Source organism: Pandoraea sp. XJJ-1 (assembly GCF_026802345.1).
GTDB classification, from domain to species: Bacteria; Pseudomonadota; Gammaproteobacteria; order Burkholderiales; family Burkholderiaceae; genus Pandoraea; species Pandoraea cepalis.
The window spans coordinates 172549-197336 of sequence record NZ_CP113827.1 but is presented as its reverse complement, the minus strand read 5'-3'; the positions used below and the strand labels follow the sequence as shown (position 1 = coordinate 197336).

21 protein-coding genes are annotated in these 24788 nt (G+C 64.5%); 8 read left to right on the top strand and 13 right to left on the bottom strand.

Annotation, left to right across the window (positions count from 1 at the left end):
• Positions 1 to 122: 122 nt before the first annotated feature.
• The 4 genes from htpX to def form a co-directional block, all read right to left on the bottom strand.
• Positions 123 to 983, bottom strand: a complete 861-nt coding sequence (gene htpX, locus OYT13_RS00770; protein WP_017231986.1) for a zinc metalloprotease HtpX — start codon at positions 981 to 983, stop codon at positions 123 to 125.
• Between the two features lie 211 nt (positions 984 to 1194).
• A complete protein-coding gene (gene fmt / locus OYT13_RS00765; protein ID WP_150562017.1) occupies positions 1195 to 2178 on the bottom strand; it encodes a methionyl-tRNA formyltransferase in 984 nt (327 codons plus the stop codon).
• A 29-nt stretch (positions 2179 to 2207) separates the two neighbouring features.
• Positions 2208 to 3956, bottom strand: coding sequence for an ArnT family glycosyltransferase (locus tag OYT13_RS00760; RefSeq protein ID WP_268567137.1), 1749 nt, complete (start codon positions 3954 to 3956; stop codon positions 2208 to 2210).
• Positions 3957 to 4102: 146 nt separating this feature from the next.
• The gene (def, locus tag OYT13_RS00755; protein ID WP_026131609.1) at positions 4103 to 4606 is read right to left on the bottom strand and encodes a peptide deformylase; all 504 of its coding nucleotides are present in this window, start codon (positions 4604 to 4606) and stop codon (positions 4103 to 4105) included.
• A gap of 237 nt (positions 4607 to 4843) precedes the next feature.
• Here def and dprA point away from each other — a divergent pair, with 237 nt between their 5' ends.
• From dprA to OYT13_RS00740, 3 genes are all read left to right on the top strand, one after another.
• On the top strand, positions 4844 to 6184 hold the full coding sequence (gene dprA / locus OYT13_RS00750) for a DNA-processing protein DprA (RefSeq protein WP_268567136.1): 1341 nt from the start codon (positions 4844 to 4846) through the stop codon (positions 6182 to 6184).
• Positions 6185 to 6275: 91 nt separating this feature from the next.
• Positions 6276 to 6665 carry a thioredoxin family protein gene (locus tag OYT13_RS00745; RefSeq protein WP_261939413.1) on the top strand — a complete coding sequence of 130 codons (390 nt, stop codon included), beginning with the start codon at positions 6276 to 6278 and terminating at the stop codon, positions 6663 to 6665.
• A 225-nt stretch (positions 6666 to 6890) separates the two neighbouring features.
• Positions 6891 to 9578 (top strand): DNA topoisomerase III, encoded by a 2688-nt coding sequence (locus OYT13_RS00740; RefSeq protein WP_017233788.1) that lies wholly within the window; start codon positions 6891 to 6893, stop codon positions 9576 to 9578.
• A 98-nt stretch (positions 9579 to 9676) separates the two neighbouring features.
• Here the strand turns inward: OYT13_RS00740 and OYT13_RS00735 are convergent, their stop codons facing one another.
• Entirely contained in the window at positions 9677 to 10645 is a 969-nt protein-coding gene (locus tag OYT13_RS00735) for a LysR family transcriptional regulator (RefSeq protein WP_017233789.1), read from the bottom strand.
• 644 nt (positions 10646 to 11289) lie between these two features.
• Here OYT13_RS00735 and hemN point away from each other — a divergent pair.
• A complete protein-coding gene (hemN, locus tag OYT13_RS00730) occupies positions 11290 to 12621 on the top strand; it encodes an oxygen-independent coproporphyrinogen III oxidase (protein ID WP_268567135.1) in 1332 nt (443 codons plus the stop codon).
• Between the two features lie 106 nt (positions 12622 to 12727).
• Here the strand turns inward: hemN and OYT13_RS00725 are convergent, their stop codons facing one another.
• Positions 12728 to 12925 (bottom strand): YbdD/YjiX family protein, encoded by a 198-nt coding sequence (locus OYT13_RS00725; protein WP_017233791.1) that lies wholly within the window; start codon positions 12923 to 12925, stop codon positions 12728 to 12730.
• 16 nt (positions 12926 to 12941) lie between these two features.
• The gene (locus OYT13_RS00720; RefSeq protein ID WP_017233792.1) at positions 12942 to 15008 is read right to left on the bottom strand and encodes a carbon starvation CstA family protein; all 2067 of its coding nucleotides are present in this window, start codon (positions 15006 to 15008) and stop codon (positions 12942 to 12944) included.
• Between the two features lie 365 nt (positions 15009 to 15373).
• On the opposite strand from OYT13_RS00720, the gene OYT13_RS00715 reads away from it, so the two are divergent.
• On the top strand, positions 15374 to 16759 hold the full coding sequence (locus OYT13_RS00715) for a cache domain-containing protein (RefSeq protein WP_017233793.1): 1386 nt from the start codon (positions 15374 to 15376) through the stop codon (positions 16757 to 16759).
• Positions 16756 to 17388: a response regulator transcription factor gene (locus OYT13_RS00710; protein ID WP_150562011.1), complete on the top strand. Its 633-nt coding sequence runs from the start codon at positions 16756 to 16758 to the stop codon at positions 17386 to 17388. Before OYT13_RS00715 ends, OYT13_RS00710 begins: the two co-directional genes overlap by 4 nt.
• Positions 17389 to 17462: 74 nt before the next feature.
• On the opposite strand, the gene OYT13_RS00705 is transcribed toward OYT13_RS00710, so the two are convergent.
• The 3 genes from OYT13_RS00705 to OYT13_RS00695 all read right to left on the bottom strand — a co-directional run bounded on the left by OYT13_RS00705 (position 17463) and on the right by OYT13_RS00695 (position 20239).
• Positions 17463 to 17882 carry a type II toxin-antitoxin system VapC family toxin gene (locus tag OYT13_RS00705; RefSeq protein ID WP_017233795.1) on the bottom strand — a complete coding sequence of 140 codons (420 nt, stop codon included), beginning with the start codon at positions 17880 to 17882 and terminating at the stop codon, positions 17463 to 17465.
• 15 nt (positions 17883 to 17897) lie between these two features.
• On the bottom strand, positions 17898 to 18098 hold the full coding sequence (locus OYT13_RS00700; protein WP_130024507.1) for a DNA-binding protein: 201 nt from the start codon (positions 18096 to 18098) through the stop codon (positions 17898 to 17900).
• Positions 18099 to 18349: 251 nt separating this feature from the next.
• A complete protein-coding gene (locus OYT13_RS00695) occupies positions 18350 to 20239 on the bottom strand; it encodes a phosphoenolpyruvate carboxykinase (GTP) (protein ID WP_261939415.1) in 1890 nt (629 codons plus the stop codon).
• A 562-nt stretch (positions 20240 to 20801) separates the two neighbouring features.
• Between OYT13_RS00695 and OYT13_RS00690 the strand changes: the two genes are divergently transcribed.
• Positions 20802 to 21812, top strand: a complete 1011-nt coding sequence (locus OYT13_RS00690) for a D-2-hydroxyacid dehydrogenase family protein (protein WP_130024506.1) — start codon at positions 20802 to 20804, stop codon at positions 21810 to 21812.
• Between the two features lie 23 nt (positions 21813 to 21835).
• On the opposite strand, the gene OYT13_RS00685 is transcribed toward OYT13_RS00690, so the two are convergent.
• The 3 genes from OYT13_RS00685 to OYT13_RS00675 form a co-directional block, all read right to left on the bottom strand.
• On the bottom strand, positions 21836 to 22684 hold the full coding sequence (locus OYT13_RS00685) for a patatin-like phospholipase family protein (protein ID WP_261939416.1): 849 nt from the start codon (positions 22682 to 22684) through the stop codon (positions 21836 to 21838).
• Between the two features lie 55 nt (positions 22685 to 22739).
• The gene (locus OYT13_RS00680) at positions 22740 to 23141 is read right to left on the bottom strand and encodes a PaaI family thioesterase (protein ID WP_268567134.1); all 402 of its coding nucleotides are present in this window, start codon (positions 23139 to 23141) and stop codon (positions 22740 to 22742) included.
• A 137-nt stretch (positions 23142 to 23278) separates the two neighbouring features.
• Positions 23279 to 23866: a hypothetical protein gene (locus tag OYT13_RS00675; RefSeq protein ID WP_268567133.1), complete on the bottom strand. Its 588-nt coding sequence runs from the start codon at positions 23864 to 23866 to the stop codon at positions 23279 to 23281.
• Between the two features lie 383 nt (positions 23867 to 24249).
• On the opposite strand from OYT13_RS00675, the gene OYT13_RS00670 reads away from it, so the two are divergent.
• Positions 24250 to 24657 (top strand): DoxX family protein, encoded by a 408-nt coding sequence (locus OYT13_RS00670; protein ID WP_268567132.1) that lies wholly within the window; start codon positions 24250 to 24252, stop codon positions 24655 to 24657.
• Positions 24658 to 24788 lie beyond the last annotated feature (131 nt).

Below are 24788 nucleotides of genomic sequence, written 5' to 3'. Positions count from 1 at the left end.
CGGACGGCTGTCGGGCCACAGAATAGCAGACTGGTGATGCGCGCCGGACGGTGACGCCCGCGCCGGCGGGCGAGGCCATGGCCGACGAGCTCAGGCCTCACTTTCGTGCATGCGGCGCGCGATCAGGCCGGATACTGCCCGGTGCGCGCCATCTCCATCAGTCGGGCGACGCGCTCCTCGGTCGCCGGGTGTGTCGAGAACAAATTCGCGATCGCGCCGCCGGACAGCGGGTTCATGATCATCATCTGCGCCGTGGCCGGATGCTGCTCGGCCGCCTCGAACGGAATACCCTGCGCATAACGATGAATCTTGTCGAGCGCCATCGCCAGCGACTGCGGGTCGCCGGAGATTTCCGCGCCGCCGCGGTCCGCCTCGAATTCACGCGCGCGCGAAATCGCCATCTGGATCAGCGAGGCGGCCAACGGCGCGAGGATCGCCACGGCAATGCTCGCGATCGGATTGGAGGGGCGGCCGTTCTCGTCGCGCCCACCGAAGAACATGGCGAAGTTGGCGAGCGCAGAAATCGCACCGGCCATCGTGGCGGAAATCGTCGAAATGAGAATGTCGCGATGTTTCACGTGCGCCAGCTCATGCGCCATCACGCCGCGCAGCTCTCGATCGGAGAGCACACGCAAAATGCCGGTCGTGGCAGCCACGGCCGCGTTCTCGGGATTGCGCCCGGTCGCGAACGCGTTGGGCGCGTCCTCGTTGATCAGGTAGACCTTCGGCATCGGCAGCCCGGCACGCTGCGACAACTCGCGCACCATGTTGTAAAACTGCGGTGCGCTCGTCTCGTCGACTTGCTGCGCGTTGTACATGCGCAGCACCATCTTGTCCGAGAACCAGTAGGAAAAGAAATTCATCGCCAGCGCGAACGCCAGCGCGAGCATCATGCCCTGCCTGCCGCCGATCATGCCGCCCACCACCATGAACAACGCGGTGATGGCCGCCATCAGCAGGGTGGTCTTCATCCAATTGAACATGGTGTTCTCCTCTGCAAATCTTGATGACCCGAGGAAACCACGCACTTTGCGTGTCCTCGGGCGTTAGATGGTGCCGGTCGTCAAAAATTCAACGGCAGCGGCGTTCGCATCGATACTTTTCAGACGTTCGCTGGAATTTCCCGCCGATTCCGTGACGTTTTACGATTTTTCCGTACGGTTTCAATGAACAGAACGGTCGATTCGGTCGATATTACTTCGCCGGCGGGTGGCCTGCCGCGAAAACATCGCCGGGCGCCAGTGCGAACCCCGCAAGGAATTCACGTACCGGCAGACGTTTGCCGCCCGGCTTCTGGCACTCAGTCACATGAAGCGCGCCCGCCCCGCATGCGACGACGATCGCGTCGGCGCTCACGTCGAGAACGGTGCCGGGGGCAGCCCCCGGCTTGCCCGCCACGGCGCACGCGCGCCACAGCTTGACGGGGGTGTCGTGCACTGTGCCGAGCGCCCCCGGGAAAGGATCGAACGCCCGGACCTGGCGCGCCAGTCCCTCGGCGGGTTTGCGCCAATCGAGCACCGCTTCCTGCTTGGCGATCTTTTCCGCGTAGGTCACCCCGGCGTCGGGCTGGGCAACACTCGGCAGATGCCCGTCGCGCGCGAGCTGACGCAAGGCGTCGACGATCAACTTGCCGCCAAGCGCCGCCATGCGGTCGTGCAGCGTCGCCGTGGTGTCGTCCGGGCGGATGGGCTCGGCCTCGCGCAGAATCATCGCGCCGGTGTCGAGGCCGGCGTCCATCTGCATGATAGTGATGCCGGTCTCGGCGTCGCCCGCCTCGATGGCACGATGGATCGGTGCCGCACCGCGCCAGCGCGGCAACAGCGAGCCATGAATGTTCAGGCACCCGTATCGAGGCAGATCGAGCACTTCCTGCGGCAGGATCAGGCCGTAAGCGGCCACGACCATGACATCGGGTGCCAGCGCGCGCAGTTGTTCGATGGCGGCCGCGGCTTCCTCCGGAAACTTGCCGTTACGGCGCAGCGACGCCGGCTGCGACACCGGCATGCCATGCGTCTGGGCGTATCGTTTGACCGGACTGGCGTGCAGCTTCATGCCGCGACCGGCCGGACGATCCGGCTGAGTGAGCACCAACTCGACAGGGAAGTCAGCGGCGTCGATGGCGGCAAGCGCGGTTTGTGCGAATTCCGGCGTACCGGCGAAGACGATGCGAAGCGTCATGACGAACTTCCTTGGGCTAACGCGATAACTTATTTGACGGTGCCGGCGGCGGACGCGGCCACCGCAGTCGAAGGCGCCACGAAGGCGCGGAAGCGCTCGTTGGTATCGCCTGCACGGCCGCCCTGCCAGATCTCACGCCAGCCGTCCGGCGCGGGGATGCGCGCGTTGGCCTTGTCGAGCACCAGCAGCACGTCGCAGCGCGACGCATCCGCCAGATCCGGAAGCTGTACCGGACGCACGTCGATGAAATAGTCGAGCATGGCGCGCTCCGACTCGCCGACGTTGAACGACCCGACGCATCGGGTCGCCAATGGCGTGCCATGTGGCGCCGCATGGGCAAGCGACTCACGCAGTCCCTCGAACGGCGTGCGGTAGCTGCGAGCCTCGTTGATCCAGGGCAGCAACAGCGTGGAAAGCGTTCCCCAGACGAACATCAGCCCGGCGAAACCGAAGACCAGGGCACCGAGCTGACGGCGGTGCACGATGGCACTCACCCACAACGCGGCGACGACAACCGCCGCGAGCACCAGCCCCGGCGAGAACGGCAGCACGTAATCGAGAGGCAGCCACTTGCCGATCGGGCCCGCGGCGACGTGCCCGTTCCCGGTCAGTTGCAGCCCCCAACGCACCCAGAGGAACAGTCCCAGCGCACTCATGAGCACGAGCGCCACGCCCGACCACGCCTTCTCGAGCCACGTTGGCAAGCGTGCGTTCGCACCCAGCACCGCGATAGCCGGAAAGAGCGGCAACATATAGATGTCGCGAATGGCCGACGACGCGACGAGCGTCGCCACGAACAAGCCGGCGTACAGCCAGAGCATGGCCTGCTCCGGAAAATCGATCACGTAACGCCGTAACCCGCCGCCCTGTCGCAGTTGCGCGATCAGCGCGCCCAGCGCGAGCCAGCCCGCCGGAAAGGTCAGCCCGATCAGGCTCGCGAGATCGCTGCCATAGGTCGTGCGTTCTCCGCCGAGATGGACAAAGCCGAAGAACCGACCGAAGTTGTTATCCCAGAACCACTCAATGAAAAGTGGCTCCGAGGCATGCCAGAACAACGCAGGCCAGATCACCAGCCACGGCAGCGACGCCAGCACCGCCCAGCCGAGCGCCCCCGCATAGCGGCGCGTACGATACGCCGGCACGGCGAGCACGACCAGTGCGGTGAGACCCAGCACACCGGGCACCAGCAGGCCCTTGCTCAGAAAGGCAATTCCGGCGCCCGTGCCGAACAGGAGTCCCCACAAGCGCGACGAGTTCTCGGCTTTGGCCAAGCGGGCCAGCGCCGCCAGCGCGAGCGCGGCGCCTGCAAGTTGCGGCACATCCGCCGTCAGTTTGTGAATGTTCTCGATGGCCCCGAAGCTGCCTACCATGAGCATGGGCGCGAGCCAGTTGAATGTGTCCGTATTTTGCGTATCCGCAGGGCCGTAGAGGCGTTGCGCCAGCCGGCCGACACAGATCACCGCAATGACCAGCCAGGCGAGCACCGCGAGCTGGGCCGCATCGAAGACCGGCAGCACACCGGACGCCAGCCGAGCGAAGAACGCGCCCGTCCAGTACATCACGGGGGGCTTCTCCACGAACGGATCGGCGGCCACGTGCGGCACGACCAGATCGTGGCCGCGAAAGAAGTTGAGCACCATGCCTACGGAATACGGCTCGTCGGCTTTCCAGGGGTCGCGGTCGAACAGGCCCGCCAGCAGGAAGGCAAACAGGAGCGCGGCGCTCAGCCAGTAGATCGTGCGGGTGCGGGAGGACGACGAAGCGATGGCGATGGACATCTCGGCAAACAGTCGGGAGTTGGCCCGACGGCAGACGTTCGATGACGCCCCGTCGCAGCGGCAGAAAGCGGACACACGCGCCCGCGAGCGCTGCAAGTATAGAGGACTTTACCGGCCGCGCCCACGCTGGGCGCCGCCGGAGTGGTTCAGGCGCGTTCGACCTGTTTTTTCATCTTTTGCTTGATGCGGTTGCGCTTGAGCGGCGAGAGATACTCGACGAACACGCGGCCCTTGAGGTGATCCATCTCGTGCTGGATGCACACGGCGAGCAGGCCGTCGGCGTCCAGTTCGAACGCCTCACCCTGCTCGTTCAGGGCGCGCACGCGCACGCGGTCGGCGCGCTCGACTTCGTCATAGATGCCGGGCACCGAGAGGCAGCCCTCTTCATAAACCTTCTGTTCGTCGCTGCGCCAGACGATCTCGGGATTGATGAACACGCGCAATTCGTCGCGCGTTTCCGAGAGATCCATCACGATGACTTGCTCGTGCACGTCGATCTGCGTGGCCGCGAGGCCAATGCCGGGGGCGTCGTACATGGTCTCGGCCATGTCCTTGACGAGCTTGCGGATCCGATCGTCGACCTTGGCAACCGGCTTGGCCACCTTGTGCAGACGCGGATCGGGATATTGAAGAATTGTCAGTAATGCCATGATGAAAACGGGAATTCGCCGCATTGCCCTGCGAGTGGCCGTGAACGCACAATCCTGCGATGGCAGCTGCGTCGCGATGCTCGCGCCGCAGGGGATATCCGCCTTGGCCCCCCGGTCAATGCTTACCGGATGATGAAAAATTTTAGCATAGCGCCCCTCTCGACGCTGACGGCGGGCCACGCGCGACCCGCCCGAGCCTCTTGCGCCGAGCCCTGTCCCGAGGCCCGTTCTGACGTCATGTCCCGCGAAAGCGCCCTTCACACCGACGCCACGCACGATAGCCCTCATATCGGGGCCGACCGCGCGGAAATCAAGGACTGGCTGCGGCTGTGCCACACGCCCGGGGTACCCCCGGCTGCGGTACGGCGTCTGCTGAGGGCATTCGGGGTGCCTGAAGCGATCTTCCGGGCGTCGCGCGCCAGGCTCGCTGGCGTGCTGCCGGACACGCTCGTGGACAGGCTGCTCGCGCCGATGTCCGCCGAGTTGACGGCACAGATCGCCGGTACCGTCGACTGGGCCAGTCGTCCCGGGTGTGCGGTCGTCACGTTGTCCGAGCCGGCCTACCCGCGTGAGCTGCTGACGCTTGGCGACGCCCCCCCAATCCTGTATTGCCGCGGCGATGCCGGTCTGCCAAACCGCGCCGGGGCCATTGCGGCGGCGCTTGTCGGCAGCCGCCGCGCCACGCCGCAGGGACGCGACAACGCGCGACACTTCGCCCGCGCGCTCGGCGACGCGGGCGTGACCGTCGTGTCGGGGCTGGCGGCAGGCATCGACGCTGCCGCGCACGAAGGCGCGCTCGAGACGGCGGGCGGCACCTGCGCCGTCGTGGGCACGGGGCCTGATCTCGTCTACCCGACGCATCATCGCGACTTGGCCGAGCGCATCGCTGAGCGCGGCCTCGTGTTGTCCGCGTTCCCCGTGGGCACACCACCGCGTGCCGATCACTTCCCGCGGCGCAACCGGCTGATTGCCGCGCTCGCACGGTGCACCGTGGTCGTCGAGGCCACCACGCACTCGGGATCGCTGATCACAGCACGTCTGGCAGGCGATCTGGGCCGAGACGTGCTCGCCGTGCCCGGCTCGATCCACGCGCCGCAAAGCCGCGGCTGCCACACGTTGATCCGCGACGGTGCCACGCTCGCGACATCGCCCGACGACGTCTTCGAAGCCTTGGGCATTGCGCCGCCCGCGCCGAGCGTGGAAACGCTCCCCCTGTCGGACAGGGGAAGCGCGGGAAATGCGCGCAAAAGCGCACATGGCGGACAGGCCCGTGTATCGAGGCGCCCGCCGTCCGACGGCGCGGCGACCGATCTATTCAGCATGGCCGAGACCGTGCGCGCCAGTGGCCCACCGACGGCCCGCGCCACCGTGGCGACGCCCACCGCCGCGCCCCCCGGCATGGCAGCAGTCCTGGAAGCGCTGGGGTATGATCCGGTCAGCGCGGACACCCTTTGCGGGCGCACCGGCCTGGCGATCACCACCGTGCTTGCGCATCTGAGCGTGCTTGAACTCGACGGCCGGATCGCCCGACTGGCCGGCGGACGATTTGCCCGGCAGACCGACCGGGGCGTACGCTGACGAATGCCCGGGTCGCCGAGGCCGATGCCTGAAATGCGCCGGTCGCCGCTGCGCCCCCTCCCAATTCCGAGATACCGACATCACCGACACCATGCCCGTTTTCGATCCTGTGGCCGACCGCTCCGCGCTGGCTGCCGCGCTGGCCGATGGCAACACGCGTCTCGTGGCCTGCATGTGCGCGGCGTGGTGCGGCACCTGCCGCGAGTATGCGCAGGCGTTCGAGCAATTGGCGGCCCGCCATCCGGCGCTGTGCTTCGTCTGGGTGGATATCGAGACGCACGCCGACTGGCTCGACGATCACGACATCGAGAACTTTCCGACCCTGCTCGTTCAGGATGCGCAGCAGCCGGCGGGACAAGCCCGTTTTTTTGGCCCAGTGCTGCCGGCCGTCGGCATTCTCGACCGTATGCTCGACGCGCGAGTGCTGGGCGACGCGACGGTGGCCGCCCCTGCGCTGCGCGAGCACCTGCTTGCCGGATAGCCCCGTCGGAGCCGACCGGCAAGCGCATCAGGCAAAGCGCGACGCCGTGTCGCAGCGGTGGGGCCGCGCCGCCGGGCCTGCGCTTGCCGCCGGCTTGCGACGCGCTTATGATGTGCCGCTTTCAGGCATGCCTTGTGCCCGATCCGACGGCAACGCCGGACTGGCTATATGTTATAAAGCCAACGAATGTCGCTTGCCGACGCCCCCTCACCATTACCTAACGTCATGTCAAAAGCTCTGATCATTGCCGAGAAACCGTCCGTCGCGAATGACATCGCGCGGGCGTTGGGGGGCTTTACCAAGCATGACGAGTACTTCGAGAACGACGACTACGTCGTCTCGTCGGCGGTTGGCCACCTCGTCGAAATCGGCGCGCCGGAAGACTATGAAGTCAAACGCGGCAAGTGGAGTTTCGCCAACCTTCCCGTGATTCCTCCGCATTTCGACCTCAAGCCGATCGCCAAGAGCGAGTCGCGTCTGAAGGTGCTCACGCGGCTCATCAAGCGCAAGGACGTGGACGTCCTGATCAACGCCTGTGACGCGGGACGCGAAGGGGAACTGATTTTTCGCCTGATTGCGCAACACGCGAAGGCGAAGCAGCCGGTCAGGCGGCTGTGGCTGCAATCGATGACGCCGCAGTCGATTCGTGACGGCTTCAGTCGCCTGCGCAGCGATGACGACATGCTGCCGCTGGCCGACGCCGCGCGCAGCCGCGCCGAAGCCGACTGGCTCGTGGGCATCAACGGCACGCGTGCCATGACCGCGTTCAACAGCAAGGGCGGTGGTTTCTTCCTGACGACCGTCGGTCGCGTGCAGACGCCGACGCTGTCGATCGTGGTCGAGCGCGAAGAGAAGATTCGCAAGTTCGTGTCGCGCGACTACTGGGAAGTGCGCGCCGATTTCGTTGCCGCCTCAGGCTTCTACGAAGGCCGCTGGTTCGATCCGAGCTTCAAGCGCAACGAATTCGATCCGGAGCAGCGCGATTCGCGTCTGTGGAGCGTTGCGGCGGCCGAGTCGGTCGTGGCGGCGGTGCGCGGCAAGCAGGGCACGGTCACGGAAGAATCGAAGCCGTCGACGCAACTCTCACCGCTGCTGTTCGACCTGACGAGCTTGCAGCGCGAGGCCAACGGCCGCTTCGGTTTCTCTGCCAAGAACACGCTGGGTCTGGCGCAGGCGCTGTATGAAAAGCACAAGGTGCTGACGTACCCGCGTACCGACGCGCGCGCGCTGCCGGAAGACTATCTGGCCACCGTCAAGGAGACGATGGCCGTGCTCAAGGAGAGCAACAACTACCACCAGTTCGCCAACCAGATCCTGAGCAAGGACTGGGTCAAGCCGAACAAGCGGATCTTCGACAACAGCAAGATCAGCGATCACTTCGCCATCATCCCGACGCTGCAGGCGCCGAAGAACCTCTCCGAGCCGGAACAAAAGCTGTACGACCTCGTCGTCAAGCGCTTCCTGGCGGTGTTCTTCCCGGCGGCCGAGTATCAGGTGACGACCCGGATCACGGAAGTGGTGGGCCATCACTTCAAGACCGAAGGCAAGGTGCTCGTCAACGCTGGCTGGCTGGCCATTTACGGCAAGGAAGCGCAGGGCGACGGGAAAGACGGCAAGGAAGAGCAGCCGAACCTCGTGCCGGTCGCGAAGGACGAGAAGGTTGGCGTCGACAAGGTCGAATCGGTCGGCCTGCAAACCAAGCCTCCGGCACGGTACAGCGAAGCGACGCTGCTCTCGGCGATGGAAGGCGCGGGCAAGCTCGTTGAAGAGGGAGAGTGGCGCGAGGCGATGGCGGGCAAGGGTCTGGGGACCCCGGCCACGCGGGCGGCCATCATTGAAGGGTTGCTGACGGAAAAGTATCTCGTGCGCGAAGGCCGCGAGTTGCATCCGACCGCCAAGGCCTTCCAGTTGATGACACTGCTGCGCGGGCTCGGCGTCGACGAACTCACGCTGCCCGAACTCACGGGCGAATGGGAAGCCAAGCTCTCGCAAATCGAGCGCGGCGGCCTCAAGCGTGATGAGTTCATGCACGAGATCGCGCAAATGACGCAGACCATCGTCAAGCGCGCGAAGGAATACGACTCGGACACGATCCCGGGCGACTACGCCACGCTCACCACGCCGTGTCCGCATTGCGGCAGCGTGGTCAAAGAGAACTATCGGCGCTTCGCGTGCACGAGCTGCGCTTTCTCGATCTCGAAGATCCCGGGCGGGCGTCAGTTCGAAATCCCGGAAGTCGAGGACCTGCTCAAGAACAAGACCATCGGACCGCTGTCGGGATTCCGCAGCAAGATGGGCCGTCCGTTCTCGGCCATTCTCAAGCTCTCGCCCGACGACGAGATGGGTTACAAGCTCGAGTTCGACTTCGGCCAGGACAGCGGCGACGAAGACGGTGAGGCCCCCGATTTCACGGGACAGGAGCCGGTCGGCAAGTGTCCGAAGTGCGGCGGAAACGTGTTTGAGCACGGTATGCGTTATGTCTGCGAGAACGCCGTCGCCAGCCCGAAGACTTGCGACTTCACGTCGGGCAAGGTGATTCTCCAGCAGGAAATCACGCGCGAGCAGATTCACAAGCTGCTGACCGAGGGCAAGACGGATCTGCTGACGAGCTTCAAGTCGTCGCGTACGGGGCGAACGTTCAAGGCGTATCTGGCCAAGCAGAAGGACGGCACCATCGGCTTCGAATTCGAAGCGAAGGCACCGAAGAAGACGGCTGCGAAGGCTGGCGACGCCGAGGCTGACGGCAAAGCCGCCCCGGCGCGCAAGACGGCAACGAAGACCGCGGCGGCGAAGGCACCGGCCAAGAAGACAGCGGCCCGGAAAACGACGGCCAAAGCCAAGCCGGTCAAGAAGGAAGCCACGTCCGGCGCGTCGGACAACGCTGCCGTCGAGGACGAGGATCCGCCGTTCTAAGCGGATCGAGTACGGCATCGCCCGGTTGTCGCCGGGCAATGAAAACGGCCACTTCCTTGCGGGAGTGGCCGTTTTTTCATCTCGCGAAGCGCACTACGTCACACCGAAATGCCCGTGGTGGGCGCGCTCGGCGACGGGATCTTGGGGGGCACCCAGCGTTCGGCCGCCGAAATGCCTTCGTTCTGGCGGAAATACTCGACGGTGAGATCGATGAAACCGCGCGTCTTGGCCGACAGATACTTCCGGCTGGGATAGACGAGCGAGACATCGACCGGCGTTTGGGAGTAGTTGCGCATCAGCGCGACGAGATCGCCGTCGCGCACATCGTGCCCCACGAGATATGACGGCAGGAACGCAATGCCGTGCCCCAGCAGCACCGATTGACGCAGCAGCGCCGTGTTGTTGCAGATGAACTTGTTCTGCACACGCACGCGCACCTCGCCGTCCGGGCCGGAAAACACGCGGTCTTCGCTCCAGATGTCATTCGGCAGACCGAGCACACCGTGCTCGCCCAGCTCTTGGGGCGTGACCGGTTCGCCGTGCTCGGCGATATACGCCGGCGAAGCACACAACATCACGCGCGTCTCGGCGAGCACGCGTGAAATCAGGCTTTCGCTGTTGATCATGCGCGTGAGCAGAATGCCGCAATCGTAGCCCTCTTCCACCAGATCGACCGCCCGGTCGGTCAGCGCGAGATCGACCACGACCTTCGGGTGCAACTCCTGGTACTTCTTGACGAGCGGTGCGAGGTTGCGTAGACCGAACGACACCGGCGCAACGACCTTCAAGGTGCCTTTCGGATCGCGTGAGGCGCTGGAGATGAGGGCGTCGGCCTCGTCGACTTCGTCGATGATCTGCCGGCAGCGTTCGAGATACACCTGCCCGGCACCGGTCAGCGACAGACTGCGCGTGGTGCGATTGAGCAGGCGAACACCGAGATGCGATTCCAGTTCGGCGACGTGCCGCGTGACCACGGCGGCCGACAGGTCCATCTGGGCAGCCGTACGGGCAAAGCTGCCGTTGTCGGCCACTTTGACGAAAACGCGCATCGATTGCAGACGATCCATAGTGTTTCCAATCGTGATGTGCCGCGTCGTACTGGCAAGGACAAGCATGGGCGGGCCGGCCATTCACCGGCGCTGCGCGCACCCGCGGGCACCGGCCTGACCCCCGCCCCGGATCGTTCCGGGGTGGGCCGTGCGTGCCGCCAGGGCTGTCGACACGGCGGGGAGACTTCAATAAGGCGCTAGCTTACCGTAGGCAGCCGAAACTTGCCTGACGTGGCAACGATTTTGGTGCATGACCGCCCTGTGACATGCGCCTCAGGGCACCGGGATCCGCGACAGATGCGGGAATTCACTCGACGTCGTCAGCCATCACGTCTGCTTCTCGCCACTTTCGCGCCACTTTCGCGCCGTGAGCCGGGTGTTTGACGCAGGTCAGGGCGCGGCGTTCGCAGCGCCGCTACAGTCCTCTATCACCTACTGTTACAGGCCGCGTCATGACTCCGCTCCGCCTTTCGTCGACGCCTTGCGCCAACGCCGCAGCCCCCAGCGAACCGCACGCTGGTACGCCATGTCCCGGCTGTGCGTCGCGGACGTCGTCCGAGGGTCACGGGCATTCACGATGCGGCACGCCGCCGGCGCCGCGAAACACCGCGGCCCCGTCCGCCCCGCTTCACTTCGATGCACAACTGCTCGCCCGTTACGACGTGAACGGGCCGCGCTACACCTCGTACCCGACGGCACTGCAATTCCGTGACAACTTCGGCGCTGACGACTATGCGCGCGCAGCCGCGCAGTCCAAGCGCACTGGCAAACCGCTGTCGCTGTATGTCCACGTGCCGTTCTGCGACACGGTGTGCTTCTACTGCGCGTGCACCAAGATCGTCACGCACAATCGCGCCCACGCGCAGGCCTACGTCGAGCGCCTGCATACCGAGATCGCGCGGCAGGCGTCGCTGCTCGGCGCCGGCCGCGGGCTCGCGCAGATGCATTGGGGCGGGGGCACGCCGACGTTCCTGTCGTTGGAACAGATCGCCTCCCTTGTCGAGGCCATCAGCCGTCATTTCGTGATGACGCTCGACGACAGCGCCGAGTACGCCATCGAAATCGACCCGCGCAGTGCCGGCCCGGCATCGATCCGCGCCTTGCGCGCGCTCGGGTTCAATCGTCTGTCCATCGGGGTGCAGGATTTCGATCCCCGTGTCCAGGCGGCGATTCATCGCGTGCAGCCGCGCGCGCTGGTCGAAGCCACGCTCGACGCCGCGCGAAGCTGTGGTTTCCGGTCGGTCAACTTCGATCTGATCTACGGCCTGCCGTATCAAACGCCCGAGTCGTTCTCGAATACGCTCGACGCCGTGATCGAGATGGCGCCGGAGCGCCTGTCGGTCTTCAGCTACGCGCATCTGCCGCAACAGTTCAAAATGCAGCGCTGCCTGCCCGACGCCCTGCCGGACGGCCCGCAAAAGCTGGCGCTGTTGCAGACGATCATTGCCCGCCTGAGCGCAGCGGGCTATGTCTATATCGGCATGGATCACTTCGCGCGGCCCGACGATGAACTCGCCCGTGCGCAGGCCGCTGGCAGTCTGCATCGCAACTTCCAGGGTTACAGCACACGGGCCGATTGCGACCTCGTCGGGGTGGGCATGTCGGCCATCGGCCGGGTGGGGGATAGCTACGCACAGAACGCCAAGACCCTGAAGGCGTATTACGAAGCCATCGATGCCGGCGGACTCGCCATCGCGCGTGGCGTGCGACTCGATGACGACGACCATATCCGGCGCGACGTCATTTCGCGCCTGATGTGCCACATGTCGCTGGAATTCGCGCCCCTCGAACAGGCTTACGACATCCGCTTCGCCAGCTATTTTGCGAGTGAGCTGGGCGAGTTGGCCGAGCTGGCGGCCGATGGTCTCGTGGCCATCGAGGCCCACGGACTGCGCATCTTGCCGGCCGGACGCTTGCTGGTTCGCGTCGTCGCCCAGGTCTTCGATCGCTATCGTCGCGGCAACGCTCACTCGCGATGCGCAAAAGTGATGTGAGCGCAGCGCGGGTCGGCCCATGAAAAAACGCCCGGTGAAGTGCTCACCGGGCGTTCTCACTTTCTGGGTTAACGAGGCTGACGAGGCGATTGAGGCCAACGACGCCTCAGCAGCATCGTCCGCCGCCTTTGCCGCCGTAGCGCGCTTCCTGCCGTTCCCGGAAGAACGCCTCGTAGCTCATGACCGGCTGATCCGGGTGCGTGGCCTGCATATGCGCGACATAGGTGTCGTAGTCGGGCAGGCCGACCATCAGACGCATGGCCTGCCCCAGATACCGGCCCACCTTACCGACTTCATCGAGCATGGCGTCGCCCCCGGCCTCAGACCTGACGACCGGTCGGCATCGGCTCGAACGGCGTTTCGCGAGCCGTCGGCTTGTTGGCCTGGCGTGCCACGAGGATGGTGCGTACGCCGAAGATCGCCACGGATACGACCACGAACATAAACACGCCGGAGAGCGTTGCATCGACGTAATCGTTGAACACGATCTGCTGCATCTGCGCGACCGACTTGGCCGGCGCGAGCAACTTGCCGTCGGCGAGCGCCGCCTGATAATTGGCCGCGTGCGCCAGGAAGCCGACCTTCGGATTCGCATCGAACATCTTCTGCCACCCGGCCGTGAGCGTGCAGGCCAGCAGCCACAGCGTGGGCAGGACCGTCACCCAGGCAAAGCGCTCGCGCTTGAGCTTGTAGAGCACGCACGTCGCGAGGATCAGCGCGATCGCGGCCAGCATCTGGTTGGAGATACCGAACAGCGGCCACAGCGTATTGATGCCGCCCAGCGGATCGACCACGCCCTGGTACAGGAAGTAGCCCCACGCAGCCACGCACAGACCGGTGGCGGTCAGGTTCGCGGGCCACGAATCCGTGCGCTTGAGCGACGGCACGAATGTCCCCAGCAGATCCTGCAGCATGAAGCGGCCGGCACGCGTGCCTGCATCGACCGCCGTCAGGATGAACAACGCTTCGAACAGAATCGCGAAGTGATACCAGAACGCCATCATCGCTTCGCCGCCGACCACCTTGTGCAGGATCTGGGCCATGCCGACGGCGAGCGTCGGCGCGCCACCGGCACGCGAGATGATCGTGTTCTCGCCCACGGCGTGTGCGGTGGCGGTGAGCACGTCCGGCGTGATGGCAAAGCCCCAGCCCGAGACGACGTGCGCCACGGCTTCGGGCGTCGTACCGATCACGGCGGCCGGGCTGTTCATCGCGAAATACACGCCCGGATCGATCACCGAGGCCGCGACCAGCGCCATGATGGCCACGAACGACTCCATCAGCATGCCGCCGTAACCGATGAAGCGCGCGTTGAGTTCGTTATCGAGCAGCTTGGGGGTGGTGCCCGACGAGATCAATGCATGGAAGCCGGACACGGCCCCGCACGCGATCGTAATGAAGAGGAACGGGAACAACTTGCCCGACCAGACCGGGCCGCTGCCGTCGACGAACTGCGTGAGCGCGGGCATCTTCAGCTCGGGTGCGACCACCAGAATGCCGATGGCCAGCGCCATGATCGTGCCGATCTTCAGGAACGTCGACAGATAATCGCGCGGCGCAAGCAACAACCACACAGGCAACACCGATGCGACAAAACCGTAACCGATCAGCATCCACGTGAGTTGCTTGCCGTCGAACGTGAACAGCGGCGCAAAGGTGGCGCTGTCGTGCACGTTCTGGCCGAAAAAGATCGCGGCCATCAGCATCACGAAGCCGATGATCGACACTTCCCCGATGCGGCCCGGACGGATGTAGCGTGTATAGACGCCCATGAACAGCGCGATCGGGATCGTCAGTCCGACGGTGAACGTGCCCCACGGCGAACCGGCCAGCGCCTTGACCACGATCAGCGCCAGCACGGCCAGAATGATGATCATGATGAGGAACGCGCCGAACAGCGCGATCACCCCGGGAATCATGCCGAGTTCGGACTTCACGAGATCGCCCAGCGAGCGGCCGTCGCGGCGCGTGGAAATGAACAGCACCATGAAGTCCTGCACTGCGCCCGCGAACACCACTCCGGCGAGAATCCACAACATGCCCGGCAAATAGCCCATTTGCGCGGCGAGCACCGGGCCGACGAGCGGTCCTGCGCCGGCAATGGCCGCGAAGTGGTGCCCGAACAGCACATAGCGATTGGTCGGCACGTAGTCCAGGCCGTCGTTATGGCGCCAGGCCGGCGTCATGCGCGAGCCGTCGAGTTGCGCGACGCGCGTCGCGATGAACTTGCTGTAGAAACGATAAGCGATCAGATACACGCAGACAGCCGCGATCACGATCCAGAGTGCGCTGACGGTTTCGCCGCGCGATAGAGCCACCGTGCCAAGCGCGCAAGCGCCGACGACGGCCACCGCTGCCCAGGGCAGTTGTTGCCAGATGCGATTCATTGTCTCTCCTCGGAACTGCCTCCTTCAGGCAGCAACCCGGGACCGCGCCGTTGCGGCACTGCCCCGCCTCTTGACCCGGCACCATGACGGCACCGTGGAACGTGGCTCGCAGCACGCGCCCCTCTTTCGGGGGCCTGCGCACAGCAAGGACCGGTGGTGCTACGCAGCGCATCGGCGTGTGAACATCCGAACTGGCGTAACACCGGCGAGACGCTGACGAATGACACTCGGCAGCCCCGGCCACGATTCGGCGTGTAGTATTGGCGTTTGCCCGCTGCGCCACAAGCGCGAAACTACGCAGGCCCGCTACGTGCTATTACGTAGCGAAGCCCCGTGAAACGCGGCATTGCAGCTTTCCGAATGCCATGAATCTCCGACAGAAATTTTTCGTCCTGGCGCTGTTGCCGGTGGCCCTGGCGATGGTCGCCATCGCGCTGGCCGTGCGACACCAAGGCAACGAGCTTTCGAGCGCGCAGCACGACGCTGTGCAAACCACATCGCTGGCCAACAAGCGGGCGGAGCTGCTGCATTACGTGGGCCTTGCGCGCAAGGCCATCGAGCCGCTGTACGACGGCCCCGACACGCCCGCCGCCCGCGAGGCGGCCCTCGCCATCCTTGCCCGCCTGGAGTTCGGCAAGGACGGCTACTTTTTCGTCTACGATCTCGAAGGCCGCAGCCTGATGCACCCGCGCCAACCCGAGCTCGTCGGCCACAATCTCTGGTCGCTCAAGGATGCGTCGGGCGCGCCCACGATCCAGCGCCTGATCGCGGCGGCGCGCGCCGGCGGCGGCTACGTGCAATATCCGTGGGAAAAGCCGTCCCTGCACCAGATGGCGCCAAAGCTCGGCTACGTCGTCGCCCTGCCCCGCTGGAACTGGATGATCGGCACCGGGATTTATCTCGACGACGTCGAAGCTACGCTGCGCGCGTCGGACGAGCGCGCGCAGGCGAACATCGATCGCACGCTGATCTGGATCACCCTCATCGCCTCGACATGCCTGGCGATCGTGGCCCTGTGCGGGCTCGTCGTGAACATCACCGAACTCAAGACCGCCGATGCGAAGTTGCGCCAACTGGCGCGTCAGGTGGTGGAATCGCAGGAAGTCGAGCGCGCGCGCATTTCGCGCGAACTGCATGATGGCATCAGCCAATTGCTGGTGTCGGTCAAGCTACTGCTCGAGTCGGCGTCGATGCGTTTGCCGGGCTCGCCCGCCGCCGCCAGCACCGCGCTGGGCGTGGCCATCGAGCGGTTGAACGGCACGCTCGGGGAAGTACGACGTATTTCGCAGGCGCTGCGCCCGGCCATGCTCGACGATCTCGGTCTGGCCGCGGCCATCGACCAGCTCGCACGGGAGTTCGGCTCGCATGCGAATCTGCCTGTCGAGATGCAAGTCGAAGGCGACGCCCCCGTGCTGGACGATAACATCAAAACAATGCTCTATCGCATCGCGCAGGAAGCGCTGACCAACATCGAACGCCATGCGCACGCGTCGCGCGTTTCGATCCTGCTGATGTTCAAACCCGACGGCATTCACCTGTCGATTGCTGACGACGGCTGCGGATTCGACGTGACCGACGTGCATCACAATCCCAGCCATGGCATCGGCCTGCGCAATATGCGCGAGCGGCTCGATGCCGTCGGCGGCGTTCTCGGCATTCAGTCGTGGCCGGGTCTTACCACCATCAGCGCGTGGGTGCCCCTCACGCCCGCCGCCGCGAAAGCGGCGCTTCGTACAGCCTCACACCAATGACGCAAGCGCATCCCATTCGACTGCTCCTGATCGACGATCACCCGCTCGTGCGCGATGGACTGCGCGCACGCTTCGATGCCTCGCCCAACCTGCAGGTCGTCGGTGAGGCGGGCAATGCACAGGAAGCGCTCACGCGGGCGAAGACATCGTCGCCGGATCTGGCGCTGATGGACATCAGCATGCGCGGCACGAACGGCATTGAACTGACGGCCCAGTTTCGCGAGCAGTTCCCCCACATCGCCGTGCTGATCCTCTCGATGCATGACAACGCCGAATATGTGCGTCAGGCCGTCCGCGCCGGCGCACGCGGCTACGTGCTCAAGGATGCCCCCGCCCACGAGATCGTGACCGCCATCGAACGCGTGGCGCGCGGCGATTCGTACTACAGCGCCGCCATTGCCGCGCGCGTGGTGCAGGCCTCGACGTCGCACGCGCCCATCGATACGCTTACACCTCGCGAACGCGAAATCCTCTCGCGGATCGCGCGCGGACTGGCAAACAAGCAAATTGCCACGGAAATGGATTTGTCGGTCCGCACCGTGGAGACGCACCGGCTCAACATCAAGCGCAAGCTCGGCATCGAAGGGCAGGCGGAGTTGATCAAGTTTGCGGTGGAGAATCGACTGTAGGTCGCGTGGGGGCGCCTGTCGAGCGCACGGCGCGCATGGGTCGAGTGACGGTACGGCGCTCACACCGACCGTGATCAGTGCACAAATGGGTTGTATACCTCCACGCCGGTACTGGAAAAATCCCTCACGTTGCGCGTGACCACGACAAGCCGATGCACCAGCGCAGTGGCAGCGATCAACTTGTCGATGGGGTGCTCGGAATGGGGCACGCGTAGACGTGCCCAAACGTTACAGATCGTCTGGTCCACCGGCAAAATCTCTCGCGCGTAATCGCGTTTCAGCTTTTCGAGCCATGCCTCGATCAGCACCGCCTGTCGCGCATCATTCCGGTGCCGAAGGACTTTCACACCACGCTGTAGTTCTCCCAGCGTGATGACCGAAAGAAAGCGCGGTGATTGATCACGATCGGTCCGACGGATAAAGCGCTGAACCCCTTCGTCACCGCCCCCGCATTTCCGACACTCGCTAATAACGTTCGTATCGAGTAAATACATCGGACACTCATTGCCTTAATTGATACGTTCAAAATCGCTGTCCAGTCCAACATTCGGCATGGCCAACAGTGCTTCCCCCAGCGAGCGAAACCCCGGAACCCGCGCCACGTTATCCAGAATCGTCAGCACTTCTTCCTCCGGGGTTCTCCCGTACATGGCCGCACGCGACCGAATCGATCGCATGAGCGGTTCGTCAATACCTTCGATCAACATCATGTGCATCAGCGCCTCCTGGGGTTCCGAATGGAAAAGTCGTTGTCCGAACAGAACAACAGGAGAAATGCTATCACCACAGTCCTATCGAAAACCGCCCCGATCCTTGCCTGGCAAGCCTTTCGGAAGTCTCACAAGGCAACAAAAATCCCACCGAAGTCTCCCTCGGTGGGATCGTTGTGTGCATCCTTAACTTGATCCGTGATGCCGGCGTCTCGCAAGTTCAGCGCGCGATCATTCGATCATCGGACGAATCACGACTTCAGGCGACGCTCGATGTCGGTCTTCGTGTCGAGCAACGCTTGCGGCAGACGATGATTGAACGTGTCGAACAGTTCGGTGTGGAGCTTCAACTCCTCGTGCCAGGCGGCCGAGTCCATCGAGGTCACGTCGTCGAACTGCGACGGCGTGAACGACAGACCGTTCCAGTTCAGGTCCTCGTAGCGTGGTGTGATGCCGAACGCGTTCTCCACCCCTTGCGCCGTGCCGTCGATACGGCCGAGCATCCACGCCAACACGCGCATGTTCTCGCCGAAGCCCGGCCACACGAACTTGCCGTCCGCGCCCTTGCGGAACCAGTTCACGCAGTAGATCTTCGGCAACGCGGCGCCAAGCTTGTCCAGATGCGCGCCGGTATCGAGCCAGTGCTGGAAGTAGTCGCTCATGTTGTAGCCGCAGAACGGCAGCATAGCGAACGGATCGCGGCGCACCACCCCCTGCTGGCCCGCCGCCGCGGCCGTCGTCTCCGAGCCCATGGTCGCGGCCATGTACACGCCCTCGGTCCAGTCGCGCGCTTCTGTCACCAGCGGCACGGTCGTCGAACGGCGGCCGCCGAAGATGAACGCATCGATCGCCACCCCGGCCGGGTTTTCCCAGTCGGCATCGATCGACGGACATTGCGATGCCGGTGCCGTGAACCGCGAATTCGGATGCGCCGCCTTGCGGCCCGTCTCCTTCGCGCTCTCCGGCGTCCAGTCCTTGCCCTGCCAGTCGATCAGATGCGCCGGCGGCGTGTCGGTCAGGCCTTCCCACCACACATCGCCGTCGTCCGTCAACGCCACGTTGGTGAAGATGACGTTCTCACCGAGCGTCGCCAGCGCGTTCGGGTTGGTCTTCTCGCTGGTCCCCGGGGCCACGCCGAAGAAGCCGGCTTCCGGATTGATCGCGTATAGACGGCCATCGCGGCCCGGCTTGATCCAGGCGATGTCGTCGCCAATGGTCTCGACCTTCCAGCCGTCGAAGCCCTTCGGCGGGATCAGCATGGCAAAGTTGGTCTTGCCGCAGGCCGACGGGAACGCCGCCGCCACGTGATACTTCCTGCCCTCGGGCGACGTCACGCCGAGAATCAGCATATGTTCGGCGAGCCAGCCTTCGTCGCGGCCCATCTTCGAGGCGATGCGCAGCGCGAAACACTTCTTGCCCAGCAGCGCATTGCCGCCGTAGCCCGAGCCATAGCTCCAGATTTCGCGGGTTTCCGGAAAATGCACGATGTACTTCGTGTTGTTGCACGGCCATGCCACGTCCTGCTCACCGGCGGCGAGCGGCTTGCCCACCGTATGAACGCAAGGCACGAACTCGCCGTCGGCGCCCAGAACGTCATACACGGCACGGCCCATGCGCGTCATGATGCGCATGTTCACGGCCACGTACGGTGTGTCGGACAATTCCACGCCGATATGGGCAATCGGCGAGCCGAGCGGACCCATCGAGAACGGTACGACATACATCGTGCGACCGCGCATGCAGCCCTGGAACAGGCCGTCGAGCGTCGTGCGCATTTCATGCGGATCGATCCAGTGATTGGTCGGGCCCGCGTCTTCACGCGTTTCGCTGCAGATGAACGTGCGGTCTTCCACCCGCGCGACATCCGACGGATCGGAGAGCGCGAGGAACGAGTTCGGGCGCTTGGCCGGGTTGAGCCGCTTCATCGTGCCGGCAGCCACCATCTGCTCGCACAGACGGTCGTATTCCTCCTGTGAGCCGTCGCACCAGACGACACGCTCGGGCTGGGTAATCGCCGCGATGTGCGACACCCAGTCGATCAGCTTGCGATGACGCACCCAGGCGGGCAGATCACGGGTAGCGACATTGGACGAGGAGGAGGAGGCGTTGAGCGCGCTTGCGCTCACACTGGCTTGCGTCATGGGGGTTGTCTCCATGCAGAGTCGGGAAATCGAGGCGGACGCCGGGCGTCCGTCGTGCAGGCACCTTGGATGGCCGGGCGACCCTTCCGGTTGGGGATACCGGAAGGGCAGGATAGCCCCGGCGATCGCCGTGTGCGCAGAACCTCAACGCGCACGCAGGCATGGGCCGCACGAAGTACGGAGCGTGTTGTGTGGCTTGCGACGCACGCAAGTCCACACGCGGGACAGCAGGGGGCAACACGCGCACCGATACGTGCGCATCAGGCGTCTCGCTCACCGGATCCGACTTGCTTTTGCGGGGTGGGTTCGATTTTTTGCCATCGTGTTGAGGCGGTTTCGCCATGGTTGCCAGGACACCTGCCATACTATGCAAAACGAGGCGTCAGCATACCACCGCGCAAATCGCGCCGGTGCTGCGTCGCAACAAGGCCGGCGCTGGGTGGCCCCGACAAACGCCGTCCCTGTGGTCGACCCGTTCGTCCGCCGGTCGCGGCGGCCTCAGACCCATGTTCCGCCCGCGCAGAGCGCTCGCCGTCCTGCGCCGATCCGATTACGTTTTGCCATGAAAATTGCCATTCTCGACGACTATCAGGACGCCGTTCGCAAGCTCGACTGCTTCTCCCTGCTGGCTGGTCACGACGTCAAGGTCTTCAACAACACGGTCAAGGGCGTCGGGCAACTCGCCGCCCGTGTCGGCGAAGCGGAAGTGCTCGTTCTGGTTCGCGAGCGCACCGCCATCACCGCCCAGCTCATCGACAAACTGCCGCGTCTGCGCATCATCAGCCAGACCGGGCGTGCCGGCGCGCACATCGACATCGACGCCTGCACCGCCCGCGGCGTGGCCGTGCTCGAGGGCATCGGCTCGCCGACCGCGCCGGCCGAACTCACCTGGGCACTGATCATGGCCGCCCAGCGCCGGATTCCTCAATATGTCTCCAGCCTCAAACACGGTGCGTGGCAGCAGTCCGGTCTGAAATCGTCGAGCATGCCGGCGAATTTCGGGCTGGGTCAGGTGCTGCGCGGTCAGACACTCGGCCTCTGGGGCTACGGCAAGATCGGCCGACTCGTGGCAGGCTACGGCCGCGCGTTCGGCATGGAAGTGATGGTCTGGGGACGTGAAGGATCGCGAGAAGCCGCCGCCGCCGATGGCTTGCGCGTGGCGAACAGCAAGGAAGAACTGTTCACGCAAAGCGACGTGCTGTCGTTGCACCTGCGCCTGAACGACGAGACGCGTCACCTCGTCAAACTCGACGACCTGCTGCACATGAAGCCCACGGCACTGTTCGTGAATACGAGCCGTGCTGAACTGGTCGAAGAGAACGCATTGATCACGGCACTCAATCGGGGCCGCCCCGGCATGGCCGCCATCGACGTCTTCGAGAGCGAGCCGATTCTGCAGGGCAACCCCCTGCTGCGACTGGAGAATTGCGTGTGCACGCCGCACATCGGCTACGTCGAGCGGGAAAGCTACGAGCTGTATTTCCGCGTGGCCTTCCAGAATATCGTCGACTTCCTGAACGGCGACCGCTCGCACGTCGCCAACCCGGCCGCGCTGCTCGGCTTCGGGCGCTGACATCCGCCGCGCCGGCGAGGCGCCTACGCCATCGTGTCCCGATGTCGCAGGAAAGTTTCGCCGTCCTGGCGACCCAGCGCGAATGCCGGGCCCATCATGTCGGGGCGAGTGTAATCCCAACTCGAAATCGGCACGGGCACCGACGGCTGCACGTACAAGCGGTCCTGCCCGGCGTGATGTTGCGTAAAGATCTGCGGACGTGGATAGCGCCGCGTCACCAGCACCAGCACTCGCCCCGGCGTGGCGTCGAGCGCATCGACCGGTACGTTGTCGACCATGCCGCCGTCGAGCACAGGGCGACCGTCGCGCCGCAGAATCGGCGTGAACGGCGGCGTGCATGACGATTGCAGCATCAGATCGGCCAGATCCGCTGTCGTTCGGCAGTCCTGCGCGCGCACGAATTCGGGGGTAAAACCGAGCTGCCTCGCGAGCGTTGGATGCAACGTGCGACGCACGTGCTTGTCAATGTTGTAAGCCACTAGCCCCGCCGCCGTCGCCATGCGTGGCCCCAGCCAGCGCGGGATGTGTGACAGTCCCACGCGAATCTCCGGCGCCGCGGCAAGTTTGTCGAGCTGGCCATCATAGATGGCGAGCAGCGCCTGACGATAGATGCGGTAATGTGGAAACACCCGCTCACGGCGCACCAGATTGCCCCAATAGGCATTCTTGCGATTGCTCGCGAGCGCCTGCCGGTAGTAATCCATCACCCAGTCCGACGAGCGCATGTGCAGCATGCACGCCGTGGCCGCGCCGGCCGAAATACCGGTGATGACACGCGGGCGCAGCGGCATGTCGCGCGTCACGCGTTCCCAGAATCCCGCCTGCCACCAGCAACGGTTGCCGCCCCCGGCGAATACGATCTGATCGAACACTTGCCCTCCTCGGTGCTATCGCGCGAGCCACGTCGACCGCCTCGCGCCTGTGTGCTCACAGCAGCGCGTAGGTCGTCGTCGCATGCACGGCCATCTTGCCCGACGCGTCGAGAATTTCGATTTCGCCGAACACCAGGTTCTTGCCGCGACGCAGAATTCGCGCGATCACGCGCAGATCGCCATCGGTCACCGGGCGCATGAACTGCGTGTTGAGCGTGACGGTTGTCATCGGCTGGAAGCCGCCGAGCGCGGCTGAGAGTGCCACCACCATCGCCGTGTCGGCCACGGCCATGAACACCTGCCCGCAGATCACGCCACCACCATGCTTGAATGCGGCATCGAACGGCAATCTCAGCTCGCTTTGGTCCGGTCCGGTCGCCTCGATCCGCAGATTCAATTGCCGCACCCATGGCGACACGAGTCCGTCGAGCATCTTCTGCGCTTGCACCAGCTCCATCCTGAGCGTCCTCCGGTTTCGTTGAGACGCCGATGATAGCCCCAAAACAGAAGCGCCACCCCGCCAGGGGTGGCGCTTGCGTCATCCACCAGGGTCATGCGCCTCAGTCATGCGCGCGAATAACCCTCAGCGGCCGATCATCCGTTCGTCTTGTCGTGACGAATCCGTCGGCTCTGATGATTCTCGCGGTGCTGCACGCCGGCCTGCTCGCCCGCGCTCACGTGACCGTTTTTGCCCGCGTGCGCTTCGGCGGCGTCGACATGCGCCTGCCCGCGCTCAAGGCTACCGGCCTGCTGGTTGGTCAACGTACCAGCGGCTTGTCCTTGCGCGATGCGCTTCTCCTGATTGACGTTGCGTTGCACGTCAGCCTGCATGCGCTCCGACGACGCCGATCCGGGATTCGCTGCCCGGTCGTTGTGCTTGAGCTGCTCGATCTTTGCGCTCTCCTTGTTCTGGGCGCGGGCGATGCGGGCCTTCTCGGCCGCCGTATCGCCGGTGTGATCGGCGTGCGCCTGCATCCGGTCGATCTTCGCCTCGCCCTTCTCGAGACGCGACGCTTCCTTCGTCGTCAACTGACCGCTCTTGAGGCCATTGTCGATGCGCTGCTGTTGCTTGACGTCGCGCGACGTCTCGGTCGTGGGCGTCTGGGCAAACGCCTGCGAGGCGAACACACCGCCCAAGGCAAGGGTCGCGGCGCTCAGAATCACGGTTTTGCGGACGTTCATAATGGAATCCTTATTGGCTTTGCACTGCTTTGAATTGGCCTGAACGCGCATGCGGTGATGCGTCTTCAGGAAACCGGCGGGGATCCGGACCGTTGGCGGGATTGCCAGCGAATGACCGTGTCCTTATGCGGTATAACGGCGCAGGTGAGCACCGCGCCGACAGCCGGCGTGTAACCGGGCAGTCCGAAAAGTAACCAGGTGTAATCAGCGCGCCTGTAGCGATTCGCGCTATGTCCCTGAAATCGATAGGACACCCGCAGACAGCGCCGTAACGATTTGATACAGTGGTGCCCATTTGGCCGGCACGCGGCGCTAGCGAGCGTGCCACTCCGTACCTGTCAGCCCCCTTACGCGAACTCGCGAGTCAAGAAGGAGCCTTCCCCATGCAGAGCACCAGAGACGATCTCGGCAAACTGATCTTGCGCCTTACCCTCGGCATCCTGCTGCTGTTTCACGGCGTCAGCAAGGTCATCCACGGGATCGGCTTCATCGAGGGCATGATCACGTCGCACGGCCTGCCGAGCTTTCTCGCCTACGGCGTCTATCTCGGCGAACTGCTCGCCCCGGTCCTGCTGATTCTCGGCGTTCTCACCCGTCTGGGCGGCCTGCTCGTCGTGGGCAATATGGTGATCGCGTTCTCGCTGGTGCACCTGAACCAACTCGGCGATCTCGCGAAGACCGGCGGCTGGTCGCTCGAACTGCAAGCCTTCTACTTGTTCACGGGCGTTTGCCTGATGCTCTTCGGTGCGGGCCGCTACAGCGTGTCGGGCGGTCGCGGCGCCTGGGACTGATCGAAGGACGAAGCGCGTCAGGCGTGCCCTTTTGCGCGCACTATCGCACGCAGTTCATGAACGGCCCGCCCTTGTCGACACCCGGCAAGGGCGGGCCGAGTCGTTTCGGAATATTGCGAATCCCGGCGCTG